Source organism: Nitratireductor sp. GCM10026969, assembly GCF_042660605.1.
Taxonomy (GTDB): Bacteria; Pseudomonadota; Alphaproteobacteria; order Rhizobiales; family Rhizobiaceae; genus Chelativorans.
In genome coordinates this window covers 1-15,679 of the sequence record NZ_JBHSUM010000092.1, presented here as the reverse complement: position 1 = coordinate 15,679, position 15,679 = coordinate 1, and the positions used below count along the sequence as shown (strand labels likewise).

Genomic DNA, 15,679 nt, shown 5'->3' with positions numbered 1-15,679 from the left:
CGACGCCGAGGCGGCCGATGCACTCGAGCGCCGGCGCGGCATCCAGCAGGGGCGCCCTCACTTGCGTGCGATTGCGCACGAGGAGCGCGCGCGCCTTCTGCAGGGCGTCCGCCAGATCCGCCGGCCGGTCCACGAGCGACGGGTCATAGAGCGTGTCGAAGTTCTCGCGCAGGCGCGCGACGGCGGCTTCGTCCATGAACTCGCTGATGACGATATCGGGCATGTGAATCGTGTTTCCTTAGAAGGTCAAACCGCGTGGCATGGGAATGTTCAGCACGTTGGACATGAGAAGGTAGAAGAAGACCACCATGACGAAGACCACGGCCAGATAGATCGACAGGCGCAGGGACGTCGGACGCCCAAAGGTGCCGGTGAACATGAGGCCGATGCAGGCCAGGAAACTGGTTACGAAGATCCCGATCACGGGAAACAGGAACGCCCAGCCAACCATGATGGCGACGAGAGAGAGGCGCCGGCCTAGCCCGTCGGCCTGCGCGCGCACGCCGTCGCCCGCCTCCAGCGATCTGCCGCTGCGGCCGGTCAGGGAGGCCACGACCTGCAGGACGGAAAGGACTGCCATCGCCGCGCCGATCGTGCGCGGGAACATGGCAGCCATCGGCGACATGGCGAAGCTGGTGAGGAACACATAAGCGCCGACACCGGCGAACAGGACGGAGCCGGCGGCACCGGCCCAGTCCCGCCCGCCCCGCACGGCCGGTTCGGAATTCTGGCTCACGGACCGGCCTCCTTCGGCTTGCGGGCGCCGGCGCGCAGCTGCCTGACGAGCGGCACGCAAAGGGTGATCAGGATCAGGGCGACGATGCCCCAGCTGATCGGCCGGTCGAAAAGGAGCTGGCCGCCGAAATTGTCCTGCGCCCTGCCGATCAGATAGGCGCGCATGAAGCCCTGCTCGGCGATTTGCCCGAGGACGAGGCCGAGCACGATCGGCGACGGCCCGTAGCCGGCGAGCCCCAGCAGCCAGCCGACGACGCCCATGATGACCATGATCGCCACGTCGTGGGGATTGGCGTGGATGGCATAGCTGCCGACCACCGTCATGTAGGCGATGAGCGGCACCAGCAGCGCCTTGGGCGTATTGACGATGAAGCGGTAGGCGTAGCGCCCGATCAGGAGCCCCACGGGCAGCATCATGAGCGTGGCGATCAACAGCCCGAACATGAAGACATAGACGATGCCGCTTTGCTGGGTGAAGAGCTCGGGGCCGATGCGGATGCCCTGCACCAGGAGCGCGCCGAGGATGACGGCATCGGGCGGCGTGCCCGGAATGCCGAGCACGAGGGTGGGAATGAAGCCGCCGCCCACCGTGGCGTTGTTGGCGCTTTCGGTGGCGAGCAGCCCGCCCGGCTCACCCTTGCCGAAACGTTCCGGATGGCGGCTCGCGCGGCGCGCCTCCGAATAGGAGACCAGCGAGGCGATGGAGCCGCCCGCGCCCGGCAGGATGCCCACCAGAGTGCCGATGATCGAAGAGCGGGCGAGATTGAAGGCGTTCGTGGCGCAATGGCCGAGCGACTCGAAGAAGCGGATACCGCGACCGAGAGGAGCCGGCTCGAGGTGCCGGTCCGGCCGGGCCACCATGTCGATCAGCACCGGGATGCAATAAAGGCCGATGAGGGCCGAGACGATGTCGATGCCGCCGAGCAGGACGGAAGAGCCGAAGGTGTAGCGCGTGTCGCCACCGATGACGGCCACGCCGATCATCGACAGGACGAGACCGAAGCTGGCGCCGATCAGGCCCTTCAGCACATTGCCGCTCGACAGGCTCGCGACCAGGGTGAGGCCGAGGATCGCCAGCCAGAAATATTCGCTCGAATGAAAGGCGAGCGCCACCTGCGCCAGGACTGGCGCCAGCGTCATCAGAAGCACGGCACCGACCAGGCCGCCGGTGACGCTGGCCAGTGTCGCGAGCGTCATGGCCAGGTCGCCGTTGCCGCTCTTGGCCATCGGATAGCCGTCGAAGGTGGTGGCGATGGCCGATGGAGTGCCGGGGGTGTTGACGAGGATCGCCGCATAGGCGCCGCCATAGATCGCCCCGGTGTAGATGGCACCCAGCATGATGAGGCCGGAGGCCGGGTCCATGGTGAAGGTGAAGGGCACGAGCACGGCGATCGCCATGGTGGCCGAAAGCCCGGGAAGCGCGCCGATGACCGTGCCCAGCACCACGCCGGCAAGCGCAAGCGCGAGATTGAACGGGCTGAAGGCCTGGGCGAGGATGAAGCCGAAATCGATCTCCATGGCCTGGCTCCCTGATTGCGGACGGCCGCCGGGGGCATACCACCGGCGGCCGGCTAATAATTTACGCTACTGGGCGGCTTCGAGTTGTTTGGCGATCTCTTCGTAGGTCTTCTTCCGCTCCGCCATGAAGGTGTCCATCTCCTCGTAAGGCACGTCCAGCATGGCGAAACCGGCCGCCTCCATCTTCTCGATGAACTCCGGATCGGCGTTGATCTTGCCGATGATGTCGGAAAGCTCCTTGCGGATGTCCTCCGGTGTCGACTTCGGCACGGCGATGCCGCGATAGGCGCCGCCCACCATGTCGATGCCGAGTTCCTTGAAGGTGGGCACGTCGGGGAAAAGCGGATGGCGCTCCTCCTGGGCGACGGCCAGCATGCGCACTTCGTCGCCCTGGCCGGCGGCGATGGTGGTGTAGCCCCACAGCACGTTGACCTCGCCGCCAAGCAGCGCGGGAACGCTGGCGCCGGTGCCGGTGAACGGGATGTAGGTCAGTTCGGCGCCCGTCTCGTTGGCGAAGAGCTGGTTGGCGATGTGGTTGGCGGAGTTGGTGGCCGAGCCGCCCGCCAGAAGCTGCCCCGGCGCCTCCTTGGCCGCGTCGATCACCTGCTCGACGGTCTCGAACTCGCTGTCGGCGCGCACGATCAGCGCGTCCGGCGTGAAGTGGAACATGTAGACGTTGGTGAGGTCGTCGGTCTCGTAGCCCGGATCCTGGATCAGCGGCTGCAACACGATATGCGGCAGGTTGGTGCCCATAATGGTGTGGCCGTCGCCCGGCTGGTCGTTGAGCACGGACCAGGCCTGGGCGCCGCCGGCCCCCGCCTGATACTGGATGATCACGTCCTGTCCGGTGACCTTTTTGAAGAAGGGCTGCTGGAGACGGGCGGAGACGTCGCTTTCACCGCCCGGATTGAATGGGATGATGTAGTTCACCGGCTTGTCCGGGAATGCCATGGCGGCTCCCGACAAGAAGGTGAAGGCCGCGGCAGCGGCCCAGAGGCTGACTTTCCTGAACACCATAACGTCCTCCCTTGTTTGGCGTCTTTTTGCAGCGCCTCGATCAGGCGCTGCGGTAAAGCTTCGTCATGACGAATTCGCGATGGCCGAGCGCCTCGGCCGCCGTGTTGCGGCCGCTCGCCGTGCGCACGATCATGTCGATCAGCGCGTCGCCGGCATCGTCGAGCGTCATCTCGCGGCGCAGGATTCCGGACACATCGACATCGATGTGCTCGCCCATGGTGCGGACAGTGCGCGGATTGGCGGAAATCTTGATGACCGGGACGATCGGATTGCCGATGACGTTGCCCTGGCCGGTGGGGAAGGTGTGGACCACATAGCCGCCCGCCGCCATCAGGGTGACGCATTCGGCCGCGGCGGAAGACGAGTCCATGAAATAAAGGCCCGCTCCCGACTTCGGCGCCTCGGCCGGCTCGAGAATATCGATATAGCGCGAGGTGCGGCCGATCTTCTCCAGATTGCCGAGCGCCTTCTCCTCGATCGTCGTCAGGCCGCCTTCGATGTTGCCCTTGGTCGGCTGGCTCTCGGAAAGATCGTTGGTCTTGTGCGCTTCGATCACCTCGTCCTGGTACGCCTTCCACATCCTGTACCAGCGCTCGCCGACCTCCGGATTGATGGCGCGCGCCTTGGCGATGTGCTCGGCACCGGTGATCTCCGAGGTCTCGCCGAAGCATCCATAGATGCCTTCCGGCAGAAGCTTGTCGTACATATTGCCCACGGTCGGGCAGGAACCCAATCCGGTGGTGGTGTCGCTTTCGCCGCACTTGGTGGAGACCCACAACTCGGACACGGAGCACTCCTCCCGCTGCAGCTCGGTGGCGTAGTGGACGAACTCCTTCGCCCTGCGGGAAGCGTCCATGATGGTCTTGTGATCGCCGTTCTGCTCGATCGAGAAGCCCGCGACGGGCTTTCCGGTCTCGGCTATGCCGTCGACGATCTTCTGCGTCCATCCGGGCTCGATGCCGATGACCACGACGGCGGCGACGTTGGGGTTCGCACCGGTGCCGATCATCGTGCGGAAATGCAGGTCCAGGTCGGCGCCGAACTGCAGACGCCCATAGGCGTGCGGCAGGGCGAGCGTGCCCTTGATGTTGTTGGCGACCGCCTCGCAAGCCGCGTTGGAGATGTCGTCGACCGGCAGGATGACCACGTGGTTGCGCACGCCGACACGGTCGTTGTCGCGGCGATAGCCCTTGAAGGTGAGATTGGAGTACTTGGATGCCATCGGAGCTGCCCTTCCCGGCTTACCAGCGCTTGGTCTTGAGATTGTGGACGTGCACGTGTCCGCCCTTTTCGACGTCGGCGACAAACTTTCCGATATCTTCGCCGTATTTGATCGCCGTGTCGCCCTCTTTCAGATCCTTCAGCGCCACCTTGTGGCCGATCGGCACGTCGGCCCTGGCCGTGAGCTTGAAGCTTGAATTGTCGGCGGTGACGACGCACAGCATGTCCGTGCCCCCCGTAAGGCCCTCCACGACGACGACGCCGACATTGTCCTTGTGATCATGCACGAGAAGGTGCGGACTTTGCATTTTCGCTCTCGCCTCTATCTTATATAAAAGGTCTTATATAAGATATAAGTCATAGGCCTATAGCCATGTCAATCACCGGACGATAAAAAGACCCGGAACGTTTTCGTCCCCAGCAGGATCGCGACGCCCATGACCGAGGTCACACAAGCCAGAGCTTTCGGGTTCAGGCCCCTTTATCTCCAGGTGAAGGAAAGCCTTGTCCGGCGCCTCATCGAGGGGAGCTGGCAGCCCGGCCAGATCATTCCCTCGGAGATGGAGCTGGCGCGCGAGCTCGGCGTCAGCCAGGGCACGGTGCGCAAGGCGCTCGACGCCATGACGGGTGAAAACCTGCTCATCCGCCGCCAGGGGCGCGGCACCTATGTGGCCGAGCCGGAGGAAAGCCGCATCCTGTTCCAGTTCTTCCGCCTCGTCCCCGACAGCGGCGAGCGCTCCTTTCCCGACTCGCGCGTGCTGCGCTCGAAACAAGCCAGCGCGAGCAGGGAGGAGGCCGAGAGGCTCAAGATCCCGGCCGGCGCGGAGGTCTGGCGGATCGAACGCCTGCGCACACTCGAGGGGGCTCCGCTCCTCGTCGAAACGGTCACCCTGCCCGCCGCCCGATTCCCGGGCTTCGAGGCACTGACGGAAATTCCCAACAACGTCTACCGCCTCTATTCACAGCGCTGGGGCATCACCATCGCCGGCGCCGCCGAGAAGCTGAAAGCCGTCGGTGCAAGCGCGCGGGACGCGCGTGTGCTCGACTGCGCCCCCGGTACGCCGCTGCTCCACATCTCGCGCACCGCCCTCGACCTGGCGCAGGAGCCGGTCGAATTGCGCGTCTCCCGCTGCCTGACAGAACGGGCGCATTATCTCGCCCATCTGAGATAGGGCGAAGCGATCCGGGCGAGACGCGTGCCCGGCCGCGGCGCTACAAAGCGACCCGGTAGCGCGAAAGCGCATCCAGATCGGGCACCACGCCCAGGCCGGGACCGGGTGGGACGTGCATGTTTCCGGCCGCAATCTCGGGGAAACCGAGAATGTAGCGGTCGCGCAGGGGATTCGGGTTCGAATCGACTTCCAGCACCCCGTCGCCGCCGACCGCGGCCAGGAAATGCAGAGAGGCCATGAGGCCGACCCCACCGCCGAGCCAATGCGGGCACAGGCCGATCCCGTGCTCCAGTGCCCGGCGGCCGATTGCCACACACCGGCTGAAGCCGCCCCACTTGCCGATATCGGGTTGCAGGACGGCGATGCCGGCCGACTCCATCATTTCCGTGAAAGCCGCATCCCCGCGCAGATTCTCGCCCAGGGCGACGGGAATGGGCGACGTGCGCGTCAGCTTCTGCCAGTCCGAAAGCGGGGCGTCGGCGCGCAGCGGCTCTTCGAGCCAGGCCGGCCCATGCGGCGCAAGGGCGGCGCTCATCGCGGCCGCCTCTTCGAGGCTCCATGCCTGGTTGGCGTCGACCATGATCGGGGTCTCCGGCCCGAACGCCTGCCGCAACACTCGCAGATTGCGCACGTCGCGCTCCCGCCCGAAACCGACCTTGAGCTTGAACCGGCAATAGCCTTCCGCATGCTTTTCCTGCGCGAGAACTTCCGGCCGGTCTGCGTTGAGGCCGCTGGCGTAAGCCGGTACCGCCCCGACCTCTTCGTCGCGAAACATCCGGTAGAGCGGCTTGCGCGCCCGTCTGGCAACCAGATCCCACAGCGCAATGTCGAGACCGGCAATCGCCTGCGCTATGGGGCCGGGCTCGCCGCTCTGAATGGCGAGTACTTCCGTCGCGGTGGTGAGGAAGCGGAAGGCTTCGGAGGGATGATCGAAGCGCCTGGACTTGCACAAGGGTGCCAGCACCGTCCGGACCAGCCGGGCACGATGTTCGGCGCCGACGGACGGAAAATTGCTCCACACCTCGCCCCAGCCTTCCGCGCCGTCGGAGCCCCGCACCGCGATGAAAAGAGCCGGGCGGTCCCGCATTTCCCCGAAGGAAGTCACCACGGGTGTTTCGATCGGCACCCGAAAGACATGCGGCGTGATCTCGGCGATTTCGAAGGATAGGTCCATGGCCGACGCGCCTCAGCTTCCGGCCGGCGGGGCGGTGGATTCGCGGACCACCAGCGAGAAGTCGATCTCGCGATGCATGATCCCCGACGCACCCACGAGATGCTCGACCAGATACTCGCCGGCCTTGACCCAGATCTCGTCGGTCGGCATGTGGATCGTCGTCAGGCTGGGCTGCAGATGCCGGCTCCATTCGAGATCGTCGAAGCCAACCACGGAAAGCTGCCGCGGCACGGCGATGCCGAGCTTCTGGGCCTCCAGCATCACGCCATAGGCGATGACGTCGTTGCCGCAGACCAGTGCCGTCGGACGGTCGCCGTCCGCCAGGATGTAGCGTGCCGCCTGGCGCGCATCGTCGAGATTGTAGTTGACCTGGACCATCCAGCGCTCGGGCGGTGCGCTGCCGTGCTCCTCCAGAACCTGGAGAACGCCGGCTAGGCGCGCCTGCGCACGGTCGTTGTTCCTCTGCATCGCGGCGACGATGCCCACGCGTCTGTGCCCGAGTTCCATCAGGTGCTGCGTGATGCGCCGCCCCGCTGCCGCATTGTCCACCCCGACACTGGGATAGGGCTTGTCCGGCTCGTAGACGCCGACATTCACGAAGGGAATCTTCTGCGACAGAAGGAGCCTGCGAAGCTCCTCGTGCCGCTTGTCCCCGCGCAGAATGAGCCCGTCGATGCCGCGGCTGACGAGGTTGCGCGCCTGCTTGAGCTCGATGTCGAGATCGTACTCGTTGGTGGAAAGCAGAAGCAGATAGTCCTGCGTGGCAAGATAGGATTGCAACGCCTGCAGGCCGCGCGCGAACATGGCGTTGTCGATGGTCGGCACGATGGCGCCGATCGTGCGCGTCCGCCGGCTGGAGAGCGCGCGGGCGGAAGCATCGGGGATGTAACCGATTTCGTCGATCACCGTGTTGATGCGCGCGCGAAGCCCGGTGCTCACCGACTCAGGGTTGTTGAGAGCCCGGGAAACGGTGGCGGTCGAGACACCCGCCCGCTTCGCCACTTCGCGGATTCCTACGGATTTCGCCTCTTTGAGAAGCGTGGTTGTCGGCTTTTCAGAAATCGGTTTCATGTTGATTCAAGCACGATACACATACGACCTTGTGCAACAACTTGACCAGAAATGCAATCATTCTGCGGCTTTCAGCGCGGCACGTATGCACTTGCCCGCTCCGGATTGACATGGCTGGGCATGAAGGATATGTAACCGGTTACAGTGAAATCACTCACTGTTCCGCGCTGCCCTTGCAGGTCGCGGATCCAGACCAGGGAGGATTCATCGTGCGATCACCACTGAAACCACTGCCGGCACTCGCCGCGGCGCTGCTGCTGTCCGCTGCCTGGGGCACCGCCGCCATGGCGCAGGACTTCGACTGGAAAGCGCATGAAGGCGAGACGGTCACCTTTCTCGCCAACAACAACCCGTGGGCGACGGCCGTCCTGAAACACAAGGACGCGTTCGAGGCGCTGACGGGCATCACGCTGCGCGTCGATACCTATCAGGAGCAGCAGATGCGGCAGCGCCTGCTGACCGTCATGAACGCGCGCAGCGACGAGGTGGATATCTTCATGACCCTGCCGTCCCGCGAAGGCATGCAATTCGCCGCCGCGGGCTGGTACGAGGACCTTCTGCCCTACGCCCAGGAAAGCGCCGCGCCGGAGTACGATTTCGCGGGCTTCAGCCCCGCGCTCGTGGAAGCGGCCACCTTCGACGGCGCGCTGACGGGCGTTCCCCTGAACATCGAAGGGCCGCTGCTTTACTACCGCACCGACGTGTTCGAGGAGTGCGGCCTCAATCCCCCCGAAAATCTGTCGGGGATATCCGAGGTCGCGGCGCAGGTCGAGGAGTGCAAGCCCGACATGACCGCCTTCGCTTCGCGAGGTCTGGCGCCGGCGCTCCCCTACACCTTCAGCAACGTCCTCCACAACATGGGCGGAAGCTACATGGCGGACGGGAAGTCGAACCTGTGCTCCGAAGAGGGCAAGGCGGCGATTTCGCTCTATGCCTCGCTGTTGAAGGATTACGGCCCGCCCGGCGTGGTCAACTACTCCTTCTATCAGCTCACCTCGCTCTACCGCGAGGGCCGCTCGGCCATGTCGTTCCAGTCCTCGAACGAGTTCCCCGCCGTGATGGAGGGCGGTGCGCGTCTCGAAGACACGGCGATCGTGCCGCTGCCGCCCGGCGACGGCGGTTCGCATCCCACGACCATCGGCTGGGCGCTGGCCGTCTCGCAGTTCAGTTCCAATCCGGAAGCGGCGTGGTATTTCGTCCAGTGGGCGAGCAGCCCCGAAATGCAGGCGAAACTGGCGCTCGAAGGCATCGCCCCGCCACGCAACGCCGTTGCCTCCGACCCCGACTACCAGGCCTGGCTCGAAGAGCAGCCGGTGCGCCAGGAGTGGCAGGCGGCTCTCGAACATCTTGCCGACAAGGGCACCTCGGAGGTCGGCTATCCGATTGTCCAGAACCCGGAATCGCGTGAATATATCGGCCAGGCGGTCAATGCCGTCCTCCTCGGCACGAGCACGGTCGAAGAGGCCTGCGCTGCCGCCGACGAGGAGCTCAACGCGCTGATCGCGCGCGAGTAGCCGTAACCCCGTGCAACGGGCCGCCCTGGCACGGGCGGCCCCAATTCGGATTTGCCCGAATGCCCAGCAATCGATTCGCATTGACGCCGGGATTCCGCGCCGTCGTGATCGGCGGCGCCGGCGGTATCGGAACGGCCATCGTCCGGCTGTTCCTCGACCTCGGCGCGGAGGTGAGCGCGACCGGTGTGAGCGGGGACGAAATCGCCCGCCTTGCGCCGGACGGGCACCCGAACCTGTCATGCGAATGTCTCGACGTCACGGACGACGAGGCGGTCTGCCGCTATGCCGGCCGCTTCGACGCGATCGATGCGCTCGTCAACTGCGCTGGTATTCTGCGGCGGGACGAGGAATATGACCGCGAGACCTTCCGCAAGGTGATCGAGGTCAATCTGACCGGCACCTTCAGCACATGTCTCGCCTTCCGCGCCGCCCTTGCGGCCAGAAAGGGGGCCGTCATCAACATCGCTTCCATGAACGCCTTCACCGCGCTGCCGCGCATTCCCGCCTATTGCGCGAGCAAGGCCGGCGTCGTGATGCTCACCAAGTCGCTTGCCCATGCCTGGGCCGCGGAAGGCATCCGCGTCAACGCGGTGGCCCCCGGCTACATCGAAACCGCGATCAACGCCGAAGGCCGCAAGGACAGGGTGCACTACGAGCGGATCGCCGAGCGCACGGCCCTGAAGCGCTGGGGGCAGCCGGAGGATCTGGCGGGCACGGTCGCCTATCTCGCCATGCCTGCCTCTTCCTACGTCACCGGCAGCGTCTTCGCCGTCGATGGCGGTTATCTCGCAGGTTGAACCGGAGCGCCTGATGGCCACGTCGAACTCTCAGAAGGCTCAGCTCGCCGCGCTTTCCGCACCGTCGGTCATTTTCACCGTCGCAATGATCGCCTTCCCGTTCTGCTACACGATCTGGATCAGCTTCCAGGCGGTCTCGGCCACCGGCATGTTACGCTTCGACGGCCCGGCGAACTATGTGCGCATGGTCAACGACGCGCAGTTCTGGAACGGCCTGTGGATCACGATCTATCTCTACGTCCTGTCCTTGACGCTGCAACTCGTCTGCGGCACCGCGCTGGCGCTGCTTCTTTTCCGGGCGCGCAGGCTGCCGGGCATCATCCGTTCGCTCTTCATATCGCCCTTCATGCTGCCGCCGGTGGTGGCGGGCATGATGTGGCTGATCATCCTCGATCCCTCGCTGGGTGCGGCCAACTACATCCTCACCTCGCTCGGCCTGCCGCCGTCGAACTGGCTCGCCTCCCCTGCCCTGGTTATCCCCACGCTGGCGCTCGTCGACACCTGGCAGTGGACACCTTACGTGGCGCTGATCGTGCTCGGCGGGCTGCAATCGCTGCCGCCCAGCGTCTACGAGGCCGCCGAGATCGACGGCGCGTCCCGCACGAAGACGCTTTTCCGCATCACGCTGCCGCTCCTCCTGCCGACACTGGTGACGGCGATGGTGCTGCGCAGCGTCGATCTCCTGCGTTTCTTCGATCTCATCTACATCACCACACAAGGGGGCCCGGCCAATGCCTCGACGACACTCAACATCTACGGCTTCAGGACCGGCTTCGAGTTCTTCCAGCTCGGCTATGCCGGGGCGCTGATGATCACGCTGTCGGTCATGGTGCTCGGCGTGGTGCTGGCGCTCAACCGGCTCCGCAACGCGGTCGCCTGGTAGGAGGACGGACATGAACACCACTGCTTCCGCCGACCGCTGGCTGGGCTATCTCAATGCGGTGCTCCTGGTGCTGGCCGGCATCATCGTCGTCGCGCCCACGCTGTGGATGGTGATGTCGTCCTTCAAGTACTCGCACGAGGTGACGGCCTATCCGCCGACGCTGTTCTTCACGCCGACCTTTTCGAACTATGTCTCGCTGTCGGAGACGACGCCTTTCGTCCAGTACGGCATCAACAGCGTGATCGTCACCTCCGCTTCGACAGCGCTCGGCCTCCTGTTCGGCGCGCCGGCGGCCTTCGTGGTCTCGTGGACCCGGATCACCTGGCCGGCCATCGTGACGCTGGTGGCGCGCATGGCGCCGGGCACGCTGTTTCTCCTGCCGTGGTACGTGATGTTCCGCCAGGTCGACATGATCGGCAGCTATTGGGCGCTGATCCTCACCCACGCGGTCATCACCATGCCGATCGTCATCTGGGTGCTCATGCCCTTCTTCGACAACATCCCGCGCAGCATCTTCGAGGCCGCGCAGGTGGACGGCTGCTCGACATTCCGCGTCTTCTACCGCATCGCCCTGCCGCTCGTGAGTGCCGGCCTTTCCGTCTCGGCCATTCTCGCCTTCGTGTTTTCCTGGAACTACTTCCTCTTCGCGCTCGTGCTGTCCAACTCCGACACGAAGACGCTGATCGCCGCTTCCTTCAACTTCATCGGCGAGGGATCGACCAACTGGGGGGCGCTCATGGCCGCGGCCACGATGATCGCCCTGCCGCCCCTCGTCCTCGCCGTCATCGTCCAGCGCTGGCTCGTCTCGGGCCTGACGCTGGGCGCCGTCAAAGGGTGATGTCATGCCGAATGCACCGACCATGCGCATAGCCGATTTCCGCGGCGACGACCGGATCACGATAGAAGAAAGGCCCATGCCCGTGCCGGCAGAGGGTGAGTCGCTGGTGCGGATCTTGCGCACCGCGCTCTGCGGCTCCGACTTCAAGTTGTGGCACAAGGGTGCCGAACACATTGCCGGCCACGAGATCTTCGGGCGCGTCGAACACCCCGGCCACGCCATGGACGGCAAGCGCTGCGCCGTCTACATCCCGCTCCATTGCGGCGCGTGCGCAGCCTGCCGGACGGGCGATACGCAAATGTGTCTCACGGTCTCCTCGCTCATCGGCTGGAACCGGGACGGCGGCTACTGCGAATATGTGGCCGTGCCCGACAATTGCCTGCTGCCGGTTCCCGACGACATCGAGGACGATCTGGGACCGCTGCTTCTCGACACGATCGGCACGTCCGCCCATGCCGTCAGGGAGGCGCGCCGCATCGTGCCGGCCGAGAAGAACCCGGACGTTCTGGTGACCGGCGCCGGTCCCGTCGGCCTCGGCGTCATCCTGGCGCTGAAGGCGCTTGGCTTCGCCAATGTCTTTGTCTCCGACCCCAACGAGGAGCGGCTGGCGATCGCTACCGGCTTCGGTGCCGTCGCGCATCCCGTGGGAAGCCGCGAAAAGCGCTTTGCCATGATCGTCGAGTGCTCGGGCGCGCACGCCGCGCGCAATCTCGCTATCGAACTCGTCCTGCCCAAGGGCGTGATCGTGCTTGTGGGCGAGAACGCCGAACCCTGGACCATCACGGAAGACAAGGTGTTCCGGCGCAAGGATTTCATGATGCTCAGGACCTTCTATTTCCCCAAGCGGGAGTTCCCGGCGAACCTTGAACTCCTGCGCGCCAACAAGAAGCGGTATGCCCGCCTGGTGGACGAGCGGTTCGGCCTCGAGGCCCTGCCGGAGCGCTTCGCGCATTTCGCCCGCGGCCGCTCGATCAAGCCCGTTCTCGCTTTCGAGGAGACCCGCTGATGGCTTCCATACGCATCCGGAACCTGGTCAAGCGCTTCGGCAACGTGACCGTCATTCCCGATCTGAGCCTCGACATTCCCGACCATGAATTCGTGGTTCTGGTCGGCCCGTCCGGCTGCGGCAAGTCCACCCTGCTGCGCATCCTTGCCGGGCTGGAGTCGGTGAACGAAGGCGACGTCCACATCGGCGATGAACGCGTCAACACCGTGCCCGCCGCTAAGCGCGATATTGCCATGGTGTTCCAGGACTATGCCCTCTATCCGCACATGACCGTGCGGCAGAACATGGCCTTCGCGCTCGAAATGCGCGGCATGGGCAAGGCCGAGATAGAGGAGCGCGTGCAGAAGGCGGCCACGCTCCTGCACATCGACGGCCTGCTCGACCGCCGGCCGAAGGCGCTTTCGGGCGGCCAGCGCCAGCGGGTGGCGATGGGACGCGCGATCGTGCGCGACCCCAAGGTCTTCCTCTTCGACGAGCCCCTGTCGAACCTGGATGCCAAGCTGCGCGCGCAGGTGCGCGCCGAGATCAAGGCGCTGTCGCAGCAGTTGCGCACCACGATGGTGTTCGTCACCCACGACCAGATCGAGGCGATGACGATGGCCGACCGCATCGTCGTGATGAAGTCCGGCGTGATCCAGCAGGTGGGCAGCCCCGAGGAGGTCTACGAAAAGCCGGCCAACCTGTTCGTCGCCGGCTTCATCGGCTCGCCTTCGATGAACTTCATCCCGGCGCGTGTTTCCGACAGCGAAATCCACCTTGAGGATGGAGGGGCTTTCCAGGCGGCACGCCTGTTCGACGAGCGCCCAGGCGGCATGAAGGACGGCGAAGCGCTGATGCTCGGCGTGCGCCCGGAGCACTTCCTGTTCAGGCCCGACGACCCGACCGCCTTGAAGGCGCAGGTGAGCCTTGTCGAGCCGCTGGGCTCCGACACGCTGGTTCACTTCAAGGCCGGCGGCATCGACGCGATCGCCCGCGTCTCTCCCGATCTGCGGCCGAAGCCCGGCGATACGCTTCCGCTGATCCCCGCCCCCAACAAGACGCATCTGTTCGCGCCGGAGACCGGCGAAGCCATCCGCTGACACGAAGGACCATCGATGAGCGATCTCGGACTGACCGACAAGAGCCTCCTCACCAATGCGTGCCCGGTGGCGGGCGAGTGGATCCAGCCGGAGGGCGACACCGGCATCGCCGTGACGAACCCTGCCGACGGCACGCTGGTTGCGACCGTGCCGAGCCTCGGCACGGAGGCGGTCCGCCGGGCCGTCAACGCGGCCCATGCGGTCCGTCGCGAATGGGCCGCAAGGACCGCGAAAGAACGCGCCGCGCTTCTGCGCCGCTGGTACGAACTGATCCTTCAGAACGCCGACGACCTGGCGCGCATTCTGACTGCCGAGCAGGGCAAGCCGCTCGCCGAGGCCAAGGGGGAAATCGTCGCCAACGCCGCCTATCTGGAATGGTTCGCCGAGGAGGCCAAGCGCGTCTACGGCGACATCGTCCCGCCGCCGGGAGCCGACCGGCGCGTGCTCGTCATCAAGCAGCCGGTCGGCGTCTGCGCGGCGATCACGCCCTGGAACTTTCCCAACGGCATGATCACCCGCAAGGCCGGGCCGGCGCTTGCGGCAGGCTGCCCGATCATCGTCAAGCCGGCCTCCCAGACGCCGCTTTCGGCACTTGCGCTCGGCGTGCTTGCCGAACGCGCCGGCATTCCGGCGGGCGTCTTCCAGGTCGTGACGGGCAAGGCGCGCGAAATCGGCACTGAATTCTGCAAGAACCGCAAGGTCGCCAAGATCAGCTTCACCGGCTCGACGGAGGTGGGCCGCTGGCTCATCCGCGAAAGCGCGGATGACATCAAGCGCCTGTCGCTGGAGCTCGGCGGCAACGCCCCCTTCATCGTCTTCGAGGATGCGGACCTGGATGCCGCGGTCGCCGGCGCCATGATCGCGAAATTCCGCAATTCCGGGCAGACCTGCGTATGCGCGAACCGGATCTATGTGCACGAAAGCCTCGCCGACGCGTTCGCCGGCAAGCTCGCCGAAGCGGCGGCGCGGCTGAAGGTGGGCCGCGGCGATGCCGAAGGCGTGGAGCAGGGTCCGCTGATCGACGAGCCGGCGGCGCGCAAGATGGAGGAGCATGTCAGGGACGCGCTCGACAAGGGCGCGCAGCTTCTCCTCGGCGGCAAGCGACACGTAAGCGGCGGCACCTTTTTCGAGCCCACCGTGATCACCAACGTCTCCCAGGAGATGCTGGTGGCATGCGAAGAAACGTTCGCGCCACTCGCCCCGATCATTCCCTTCAGCGACGAGGCCGACGTCGTCGAGAAGGCGAACGATACGGAATTCGGCCTGGCCGGCTACTTCTACACGCGCGATCTTGCCCGCATGTTCCGCGTGGCCGAAGCGCTCGAATGCGGCATTGTCGGCGTCAATTCCGGCCTGATCGCCAACGAGATGGCGCCGTTCGGAGGCTACAAGCAGTCGGGTCTCGGCCGAGAAGGCTCCAAATACGGGATCGAGGACTATCTCGAGATCAAATATATCTGCGTTGCCGGCCTATGACCCGCTTTCCGCCCCAATGGTGCGAAAGCACCCCCGACCTCGTCTGCCTCGGCCTGTCGGCGCTCGACTATATCTGGACGGTCGACCGCTTTGCCGGCCCGGCCGGCGACAAGGTGCGTGCGTCCGAATTCGCGACGATCGGCGGCGGCATGGCGGCGACGGCCGCCGTCACGGCGGC

15 protein-coding genes and 2 pseudogenes are annotated in these 15,679 nt (G+C 65.3%); 9 read left to right on the top strand and 8 right to left on the bottom strand.

Annotated elements, in window-relative coordinates; all coding sequences use genetic code 11:
- The 6 genes and pseudogenes from ACFP9U_RS16900 to ACFP9U_RS16875 form a co-directional block, all read right to left on the bottom strand.
- Window positions 1-223 (bottom strand): annotated as a pseudogene (locus ACFP9U_RS16900) (3-phosphoglycerate dehydrogenase); the annotation flags it as partial.
- 15 nt (window positions 224-238) lie between these two features.
- Entirely contained in the window at window positions 239-736 is a 498-nt protein-coding gene (locus ACFP9U_RS16895) for a tripartite tricarboxylate transporter TctB family protein (RefSeq protein ID WP_378623233.1), read from the bottom strand.
- Complete coding sequence (locus ACFP9U_RS16890) at window positions 733-2,253, bottom strand: tripartite tricarboxylate transporter permease (RefSeq protein WP_378623231.1); 1,521 nt, start codon at window positions 2,251-2,253, stop codon at window positions 733-735. Before ACFP9U_RS16890 ends, ACFP9U_RS16895 begins: the two co-directional genes overlap by 4 nt.
- 66 nt (window positions 2,254-2,319) lie before the next feature.
- Window positions 2,320-3,270 carry a tripartite tricarboxylate transporter substrate binding protein gene (locus tag ACFP9U_RS16885; RefSeq protein ID WP_378623229.1) on the bottom strand — a complete coding sequence of 317 codons (951 nt, stop codon included), beginning with the start codon at window positions 3,268-3,270 and terminating at the stop codon, window positions 2,320-2,322.
- 40 nt (window positions 3,271-3,310) lie between these two features.
- Complete coding sequence (locus tag ACFP9U_RS16880) at window positions 3,311-4,492, bottom strand: UxaA family hydrolase (protein ID WP_378623227.1); 1,182 nt, start codon at window positions 4,490-4,492, stop codon at window positions 3,311-3,313.
- 19 nt (window positions 4,493-4,511) lie between these two features.
- Window positions 4,512-4,799, bottom strand: coding sequence for a UxaA family hydrolase (locus ACFP9U_RS16875; RefSeq protein ID WP_322449694.1), 288 nt, complete (start codon window positions 4,797-4,799; stop codon window positions 4,512-4,514).
- 129 nt (window positions 4,800-4,928) lie between these two features.
- Between ACFP9U_RS16875 and ACFP9U_RS16870 the strand changes: the two genes are divergently transcribed.
- Complete coding sequence (locus ACFP9U_RS16870) at window positions 4,929-5,663, top strand: GntR family transcriptional regulator (protein WP_378623225.1); 735 nt, start codon at window positions 4,929-4,931, stop codon at window positions 5,661-5,663.
- A gap of 40 nt (window positions 5,664-5,703) precedes the next feature.
- On the opposite strand, the gene ACFP9U_RS16865 is transcribed toward ACFP9U_RS16870, so the two are convergent.
- Together ACFP9U_RS16865 and ACFP9U_RS16860 are read right to left on the bottom strand one after the other, a co-directional pair.
- Window positions 5,704-6,837, bottom strand: a complete 1,134-nt coding sequence (locus tag ACFP9U_RS16865; RefSeq protein ID WP_378623223.1) for a mandelate racemase/muconate lactonizing enzyme family protein — start codon at window positions 6,835-6,837, stop codon at window positions 5,704-5,706.
- Between the two features lie 12 nt (window positions 6,838-6,849).
- Complete coding sequence (locus tag ACFP9U_RS16860; RefSeq protein WP_378623221.1) at window positions 6,850-7,908, bottom strand: LacI family DNA-binding transcriptional regulator; 1,059 nt, start codon at window positions 7,906-7,908, stop codon at window positions 6,850-6,852.
- Between the two features lie 209 nt (window positions 7,909-8,117).
- Between ACFP9U_RS16860 and ACFP9U_RS16855 the strand changes: the two genes are divergently transcribed.
- The 8 genes and pseudogenes from ACFP9U_RS16855 to ACFP9U_RS16820 all read left to right on the top strand — a co-directional run.
- Window positions 8,118-9,422: an ABC transporter substrate-binding protein gene (locus ACFP9U_RS16855; RefSeq protein WP_378623219.1), complete on the top strand. Its 1,305-nt coding sequence runs from the start codon at window positions 8,118-8,120 to the stop codon at window positions 9,420-9,422.
- 59 nt (window positions 9,423-9,481) lie between these two features.
- On the top strand, window positions 9,482-10,219 hold the full coding sequence (locus ACFP9U_RS16850; protein WP_378623217.1) for an SDR family NAD(P)-dependent oxidoreductase: 738 nt from the start codon (window positions 9,482-9,484) through the stop codon (window positions 10,217-10,219).
- Between the two features lie 13 nt (window positions 10,220-10,232).
- Window positions 10,233-11,102: a carbohydrate ABC transporter permease gene (locus ACFP9U_RS16845; protein ID WP_378623215.1), complete on the top strand. Its 870-nt coding sequence runs from the start codon at window positions 10,233-10,235 to the stop codon at window positions 11,100-11,102.
- Between the two features lie 10 nt (window positions 11,103-11,112).
- Window positions 11,113-11,940, top strand: a complete 828-nt coding sequence (locus ACFP9U_RS16840) for a carbohydrate ABC transporter permease (RefSeq protein ID WP_378623213.1) — start codon at window positions 11,113-11,115, stop codon at window positions 11,938-11,940.
- 4 nt (window positions 11,941-11,944) lie between these two features.
- On the top strand, window positions 11,945-12,946 hold the full coding sequence (locus ACFP9U_RS16835; RefSeq protein ID WP_378623211.1) for an alcohol dehydrogenase catalytic domain-containing protein: 1,002 nt from the start codon (window positions 11,945-11,947) through the stop codon (window positions 12,944-12,946).
- The gene (locus ACFP9U_RS16830) at window positions 12,946-14,025 is read left to right on the top strand and encodes an ABC transporter ATP-binding protein (RefSeq protein ID WP_378623209.1); all 1,080 of its coding nucleotides are present in this window, start codon (window positions 12,946-12,948) and stop codon (window positions 14,023-14,025) included. Before ACFP9U_RS16835 ends, ACFP9U_RS16830 begins: the two co-directional genes overlap by 1 nt.
- A gap of 15 nt (window positions 14,026-14,040) precedes the next feature.
- On the top strand, window positions 14,041-15,501 hold the full coding sequence (locus ACFP9U_RS16825; protein ID WP_378623207.1) for an NAD-dependent succinate-semialdehyde dehydrogenase: 1,461 nt from the start codon (window positions 14,041-14,043) through the stop codon (window positions 15,499-15,501).
- Window positions 15,498-15,679: pseudogene (locus ACFP9U_RS16820) on the top strand (sugar kinase); the annotation flags it as partial. The gene ACFP9U_RS16825 and the pseudogene ACFP9U_RS16820, both read left to right, overlap by 4 nt.